General features: G+C 46.8%; 5 protein-coding genes. 3 read left to right on the top strand and 2 right to left on the bottom strand.

The genetic code is table 11. The features are described from left to right. Positions 1-110: 110 nt before the first annotated feature. Positions 111-1,139 (bottom strand): hypothetical protein, encoded by a 1,029-nt coding sequence (locus VIP81_RS15640; RefSeq protein WP_331962556.1) that lies wholly within the window; start codon positions 1,137-1,139, stop codon positions 111-113. 6 nt (positions 1,140-1,145) lie between these two features. Next, positions 1,146-1,853, bottom strand: a complete 708-nt coding sequence (locus tag VIP81_RS15635) for a TMEM175 family protein (RefSeq protein ID WP_331962553.1) — start codon at positions 1,851-1,853, stop codon at positions 1,146-1,148. A 179-nt stretch (positions 1,854-2,032) separates the two neighbouring features. Between VIP81_RS15635 and VIP81_RS15630 the strand changes: the two genes are divergently transcribed. From VIP81_RS15630 to VIP81_RS15620, 3 genes are read left to right on the top strand one after another with little or no spacing between them, the layout of a single operon-like run. After that, entirely contained in the window at positions 2,033-3,379 is a 1,347-nt protein-coding gene (locus VIP81_RS15630) for a TolC family protein (protein ID WP_331962550.1), read from the top strand. Positions 3,380-3,422: 43 nt separating this feature from the next. Beyond that, positions 3,423-4,574: an efflux RND transporter periplasmic adaptor subunit gene (locus VIP81_RS15625; protein WP_331962548.1), complete on the top strand. Its 1,152-nt coding sequence runs from the start codon at positions 3,423-3,425 to the stop codon at positions 4,572-4,574. Between the two features lie 23 nt (positions 4,575-4,597). Next, positions 4,598-7,771 (top strand): multidrug efflux RND transporter permease subunit, encoded by a 3,174-nt coding sequence (locus tag VIP81_RS15620; protein WP_331962545.1) that lies wholly within the window; start codon positions 4,598-4,600, stop codon positions 7,769-7,771. Positions 7,772-7,893: the final 122 nt, after the last annotated feature.

Below are 7,893 nucleotides of genomic sequence, written 5' to 3'. Positions count from 1 at the left end.
ATCCGATTTTTTATCTGATAAACAAATAAACAAATAAAAAAATCATCAAAATCCTGAAAATCACCCTAATCCTGAACAAAGACAAAAGCCGAAGGCTTTCCCCTTCGCTTTCATCCCCGCTTCATCCGCCGCTCAATTAACCGGCCTACCCACCAGAAGGAAATCGCGAGTATCCCGAAGAACAATCCTTTATTGGTATGATCCCATAAATATTCAAAATAGCGCGTATAAAGGTCCAGTAGCAGAAATACCACCGCCAGATCACGCAACAGGTCATCTTTCATACGGATGCCCAGCAGTAGCATGCCCACACATTGCAAGGTGTAAATGATCACCCACTGTAGTAAATGGATTTGCCGCAGTTGCTGCCACTCGTCCCAGGTGCCACAGTTGCCAAATATGGAGATCAGCCAGCCCGAAATGACGAACAGCAGCCAGCCACCGCTCCAGGTAATATCTTTTACGGGGGCATAGATGCGGAATGGTCGCATCAGCCAGGCCACCAGTACCAGCAATGCGCCCAACAGGGCCATGCGGCAGGGGAGGTTCATACCCAGGAAAAAAGAAGCATCTCCGGTAAGATAATAACTGAGTTTTACATAAGCCGGTATCAGGCACAATAGCATCGCCGACCACAACAGCCGGGAGTGAAGGGTAATACCCAGCACTCCATAACAGGCGGTGGCTACCAGCCAGAAGGCGCCATAGTTACCTTCGAAATAGTTAACACTCTTGCCCAGGTATACCACGCTCACGCCTATACTAAGTACAGGCAACAACCAGAAAAGCTCGCGGTTAAAAGAAAATACGGGTTGATGTTTATTGCGTCGCCATCCCTCATAGCAGAGAAATATGGTCAGCCCTGCAAACAATGCGGCAATCACACCATCCGTCAGTGAAAACTTTTTCCGGATAATCTCTATCCATTTTTCATCCAGCACCAGCGAGCCAAAAGCCATTAACGCACAGGAAATCGCCGCAATAAAGATATATAGCGTAATAGTTTGCCAATCGGTACTCACCACTTTATAGCTTTGCTGCAGCTTCTCTGCCTGCTCCGCTGTAATGAGCTGTTCTCCCTCCCAGGCGTGGATGGCCCGGCGGAGCAATTGTGCTTCCCTTTTATCTACTTCCATCATGGGCTACTATTCAGTTGTTTGGTCGACTTTATGCACCAGGCGAAGTGTATTTCGCTTTTTTATCTTTATACGGAAATAATTAAACAAACCCAGCGCCGGAATAGTCATATAACTGACACGCTGGTACGCAGTATTCTCCGGATACAGGAAATATGTCATGGCAATACAGGTAAAACCCGTTGCCATCGTGAGAAACCAGTATTTAAAGCGCTGGTATAATAGTTCCTTTTCGGTATGATGACCCGGTATAGCCAGGTTTGGGTTTTTCTGAAAAACATAGTAGCTGATCCAGAATAATGCCGCCAAACACCCTGTCAGATTGCACAGATAGATAAAAAACGGCAACATAAAATGAGTACTGGTATGCAACATGGCCGAAGTCGAAAATGGAAAAGACACAATAAAAAATAAAAAGAAAAGATTACGATGAATCAATCCTTCGTTGTAATTTTGAAGGAAGCGGCATAAATGAAGGTGCCGGACCCAAAAATTACCCATAAACACAAAACTGGCAGTAAATGTCAGAAATTCGATAACAGTCGGCTGCAACAGATCCCAGTAACCACTGGCAGGCATTTTCCCAGGAAGAACAGGTAGTTTGATTTCGATGATCAGTAAAGTAATGGCAACGGCAAACACCACATCGCTGAAAAGGATCAATCGCTCCAGCTCAAACTCACGATGAAAAGGTTTGGGTTCTTTTATAACAGACATAGACATAGTTAACAATAACTTTTCTGAAAGATACGAAAATAGCCATTAGCAGATAGTTATTGGCGCCTACCATGCATGGGCCGGATGCTGCACCCTATTGATCGCAACATCGGCGCAACCTTTTTACGTGTTTGTTGTTAAGTATGTATCAATCATCATATACTTTCAAAGTAATAAGTATGCATTGTCGTTTTTTCCTTTTCACCCTTCTTTTATTATCAGGAATAACCCCAGCTTACGGGCAGGCAGATTCTACTCAGCCTGGCAGTTACGCGTATAATCTGGCCAATTGCATACAATACGGACTGGCTCATCAGAATGATGTGGTAAATGCCCGGCTGGATGTTCAATTCTCGCAGGAACAGATAAAAGAAGTAACCGGTAAGTTTTTACCCCATGTAAATGTTAACGGAAGTCTGATAGACAATCTAAAACTACAGACCTCTGTGATTCCGGACATTGCCAATCGGAACTATGATAAGAAAATCCCCGTGCAATTCGGCACCAAATGGTCTTCAGGCGTTACCGGACAGGTAGATCAGGTGGTCTTCAACAGTGATTACTTCCTCGGACTGAAAGCTTCCCGCGTGTATGGTGATCTGTCGAAAAAGACCTACAAACGTACAGAAATAGACACCAGGGTAGCCATCACCAAAGCATATTATGCGGTGCTGGCCAGCGAAGAAAATATCAGGCTGGCAAAGGCCAACATGGTACAGCTAAAGAAAACCCTCGCCGATACCAAAGCCCGCTTCGACGTGGGCGTGGCAGAAACGGTAGATGTAGACAGAATACAGGTGTCGTACAATAATGTCATCACAGATATTGAAACCCAGATCCGATTACTCGTATATGCGACGCAGTTATTGAAATTTCAGATGGGAATGCCACAGGAAGCACAGCTCACCATCACTGAAACCGTAAAGGACCTGGACGTAGAGGCATTTGTATCAGATACCATCGACTACCAGGTACAGGATAGAATTGAATACGGCATACAAACTACCCAGATCGCCCTGAATGAACTAAGCCTGAAAAGCAAGAAAATGGGATACCTGCCACAATTGAATGCTTACGTCAACTATGGTGTAAATTATTTTGCTTCCACCTTCGGAGATCTCTATAAAACCGGCTATGGCGCGTCTGCACTTGGACTAAGTCTTACCTGGCCCATCTTTGCCGGTACTGAAAGGCTCCACCAGATCCGGGAAGAGCGGATCACGTTGAAGAAGTCGCAGAATGACCTGGAATATTTAACCCAACAGATCAAACTGGATGTGGCCAATTCAAATACGGAGTATCTCAACAACAAATCAAAGTACGTAACACAGAAAACCAATATGGGGCTTACCCAGGGCATATACGATCGCATTGTACTCAAATATCAACAGGGGGTGGCTACCAGTCTGGATGTGACATTGGCGGAAAGTGACCTGCAACAGGCGCAGGTAGATTATGTGCAGGCCCTGCTGCTTACCCTGATCAGTAAAACAGAACTGGATAAAGCCATGGGCAAAATTAAATAGCAGTTAGCTTTTTCGTATTCGTAATTCGCAATTAATTTCTCATATGTATCTAATAAATTTCAAGCGGACCTTTTACGTGGCAGGAATGATACTCTGTGTGGCCTGTGGTAACAGCAAAAAGCAACAACAGCAGGCCGCCATGATGGGGAAGATGAAAGCTACGGTGGTAGCTGTGGAAGTGGTTCCGGCCGTTTATACTGTGGTAGAGAAATTTCCGGCTACCCTCTTAGCCCACGATATAGTGGAACTCCGTCCGGATGTTTCCGGCTATCTCGAAGCCATTTTGGTGGCAGATGGTAGTAGTGTTACGCAGGGCCAGTCACTTTATGAGATAGATAAAAGCCGCGCCACCGCAGCATACGGACAGGTATCTGCCACCCAGGAACAGGCTGAAGCTGACCTGGCACAGAAAACAAGAGACTACGAAAGATATAAGTACCTGCTGGATCATGACGCTATTTCAAAACAAACCGTGGACCAGGCATATACGGCTATGCTCACCTCCAAGGCCAATTTATCTGCCGCCAGGGCTTCTGTTGCCAGAGCCGGTACAGATGTAAACCACGCCATCGTGAAAGCACCGGTAACAGGTAAGATAGGTATCGTACAAATTAAAGTAGGCGATATCGTCAATGCCGGCCAGACACTGATCAACGTTATCGTCAACGAACATCCTATGTTTGCCGATATGGATATTCCACAGGCCCGCCTGCCGGAATTTCTTCGCATCCAGAAAGGAGAGGGGGAAGAGAAATTTTTCATCCAGTTTGGTGACGGTACCCGCTACAGCGAAGAAGGAAAAGTAGAGACCATCAATAATATCGTAGATCCGCAAACAGGTACGGTACGCATACGGCTGGTGTTTCAAAACAAAGATGGGATGCTGAAATCAGGTATGAGCGTGGTAGCAGTCATGCAATATGGTACCCCGCCTACTCAGCTGGGCATTCCGGCCAAAGCCATCATCCAGAATTTATCTGAAACCAGTGTATATACTGTCAGCAAAGATAATGTGATCGGCTCCGTAGATATTGTGCCGGGCGCCATCACTGATACTATGATGCTGGTCAGGAGTGGTCTCAAAGCCGGTGATAGAGTGGTGGTGGAAGGTATACAACGGGTGAAACCCGGAGACACCGTGAATATTGCGGGAGCAGCACCAGCACCGGCAGCAGCACCTGCGCCAGGAAAATAATAATACTAAATCACCATCACAGTATGATCTCAAAAACTTTTATAGAGCGCAAGAATACTACTATCGTAATTGCTATCATCATTGTGATTGTAGGGCTCATCTGCATGTTTAACCTACCCATTGCACAGTTGCCGGATATAGCACCTCCTGTAACAGATGTAAGGGCCAGTTACGTTGGAGCTAACTCCACTACGGTAGAAGAAACAGTAACCACCCCCATAGAAAACCAGGTAAATGGTACCCCCGGCGCTATGTATATTCAGTCGGTGAGTGCCAACGATGGATCTATGAGTATTACTGTCACCTTCAACCTCGGTACCAACCCCGATATCTCTACCCTGGATGTACAAAACCGCGTAAGTCTCGCGTTGCCAAGTACACCGGATGAGGTACGGCGTGTAGGCGTAACGGTGAAAAAGCGGTCCAATGACATGTTGATGGTAATCGCGCTGAACTCTCCTAAAGGAAAACACTCCCGCGAGTTTCTCGATAACTACCTCAACATTTACCTGAAACCCGAGCTGGCACGTATTGTAGGAGTAGGTGATGTGAATGCCTTCTCCCAGGATTATAGTATGCGCATCTGGTTAAACCCTGATAAGATGGCCGCCCTTGGCCTCACAGCAGGAGATATTGCTGCCGCAATCACCGAACAAAATCAACAGGTACCTGCCGGTAGTGTGGGCGCGCCACCTATGAGCAACGCACAGGCATTTGAATATACGGTAAGTGTGAGAGGGCGTTTGGCCACCTCAGACGAATTTGGCAATGTAGTGGTGGCTAAAAGTAAAAATGGTAGCCTGGTAAGACTACGTGACGTAGCCCGTATCAACCTCGGATCTTTTACCTACTCCATCGAAGCAAAAGCAGATGGTAAAACAGGTAGTGGGATGGCAATTTATCTGTCTCCCGGCGCCAATGCGCTGGACGTAAACGACAAGGTAATGGCCAAGATGGCGGAAATGGCAAAGAATTTTCCGGAAGATGTTAACTGGCTGGTTCCATTTGAAACCACTTCCTTTGTGCGGATCTCTATTGAAGAAGTAATCCAGACATTTATCGAGGCCCTGATCCTGGTGGTGATCGTAGTATTTATATTTTTACAGAACTGGCGTGCTACGCTGATTCCCATCCTCGTTATTCCTATTTCCCTGATAGGGACCTTTATATTCTTCCAGCTACTGGGCTTCTCTATCAATACCCTCACGCTGTTCGGTTTCGTACTGGCCATCGGTATTGTGGTGGATGATGCCATTGTGGTGGTGGAGGCGGTGCAGCACCATATCGATGCCGACCTGATGTCGCCCAGAGATGCCACTTTTAAAGCCATGTCGGAGGTACAGGGACCGGTAATTGCCATTGCACTCATCCTGGCAGCCGTGTTTGTGCCCGTGGCATTCATTCCCGGTGTAAGCGGACGATTGTATCAGCAGTTTGCGTTAACGATCGCTTTTTCGGTGTTGTTGTCTGCATTCCTGGCATTGACATTAACACCCGCTCTAACGGCCATATTATTAAGACCGGCCCATCTGACAAAAAAATCGCATGGCCTCAATAAACTCTTCTTTAAATTCAATGAGTGGTTTACACGGGTGACCAACCGATATGGCAAGGGGGTGATGTACTCTATCCGCAAAACGCCGGTGGTACTTATTATCATGGCAGCGATCTTTGTCGCGGCCTTCTATCTCTTCCGGAAAACACCTACCACCTTTGTGCCTCAGGAAGATATGGGCGCCCTGTATATCGCACTGGAACTGCCGGAAGCCTCTTCTACTGAACGAACCAAAGAAGTGGTGGCGCAGATCAGTGATATTTTGTTGAAAGACAGTGCCGTGATTCACTTCTTCGGCATCACCGGTATCAACTTCGTGGCCAACGCCACCAAGCCTAACTCCGGTACTTTCTTCGTGAGTCTCAAACCCTGGGATGAACGTTACAAAGTAGGCGATAATATAGGTACTGTATTAGGCCGTATTCAAATGGCTACCAGCCGAATTATAGGGGCGAATGTTATTTGTATTCCGGCGCCTACCCTGCGTGGCTTAGGTACTTCGGGCGGGTTCTCCTTTATCCTGGAACAACGGAGTAATCCGGATATCAACCAGTTCCTGCAGGTAATGGGCCAGTTCCTGATGGCGGCCAACCAAAGGCCGGAAATAGCCCGCGCATATGCTTTCTTCAGCGCCAATACGCCACAGTTCAATGTGGACGTAGACCGCGATAAATGTAAGCAACTCGGTGTAGCCGTGAGCGATGTATTCAATGCGTTGCAAACTTTCCTCGGCGGACTCTATGTAAACGACTTTACAAAGTTTAGCCGCAGCTTCCGCGTGGTGCTGCAGGCCGACTCTTTATACCGTACCAGCATCAATAACCTGAACACCTATTATGTCAGAAATAATACAGGTTCGATGGTGCCACTCAGCGCCCTTATCACCACGAAAAAATCAGCCGGTGCGCCGGTAATCAACCACTTTAACCTGTATCGCTCCGTGGAAATTGACGGTGATAGTAAAACAGGTTATAGTAGTGGTGATGCCATCAACGCTCTGAAAGAAGTGGCCGCCAAAGTGCTGCCTGAAAACTTCGGCTACGAGTGGGCCAACGTATCCTTACAGGAAATTGAAGCGGGCAACAGTAGCGTTCTGATTTTCGGCTTATCTATCCTGTTTGTATTCCTGCTGCTCACCGCTCTGTACGAAAGCTGGTCGGTCCCGTTCTCTGTACTGCTGGCGGTGCCTATTGCATTATTCGGTTCCATCCTGGCCCTTTCATTAACCAAACAGGCCAATAGCGTATACTCTCAGATTGGTTTGATTACCCTCATTGGGTTGGCCGCAAAAAATGCCATCTTAATCGTTGAGTTCTGTAAAGAGCGTGTAGACAGAGGTATGCCATTATTGGATGCCACGCTGGAGGCGGTGAAACTGCGTCTGCGTCCTATCCTGATGACTTCCTTCGCCTTCATCTTAGGGGTGTTGCCCTTGTGTTTGGCGAAAGGCGCCGGTGCTGCTTCCCGTGTTAATATAGGCTTTACCGTAGTAGGCGGTATGCTGGCCGCTACATTATTGGGTATTTTTACCGTACCGGTATTATATGTACTCATCACTAAAATGGCTTACGGTAAGAAGAAACTGGCGGACCTGGAAGCCAATGGTAATGAAGACAAGAAGCCTAAAGGTTTAGGAGAATAACCTTAACTTCATTATCATGAAAAATACGGAACGTTTTAGCACACGTGTAGATAATTATGTGAAATACCGGCCGCATTATCCTGCGGCCATTATTCCATATCTGGCAACAGAAACCCGTTTAA

The sequence above is a fragment of the Chitinophaga sp. genome (assembly GCF_036566945.1).
Taxonomy (GTDB): Bacteria; Bacteroidota; Bacteroidia; order Chitinophagales; family Chitinophagaceae; genus Chitinophaga.
Note: the sequence above shows the minus strand (reverse complement) of the source record. Positions and strands in the feature narration are given on the sequence as shown.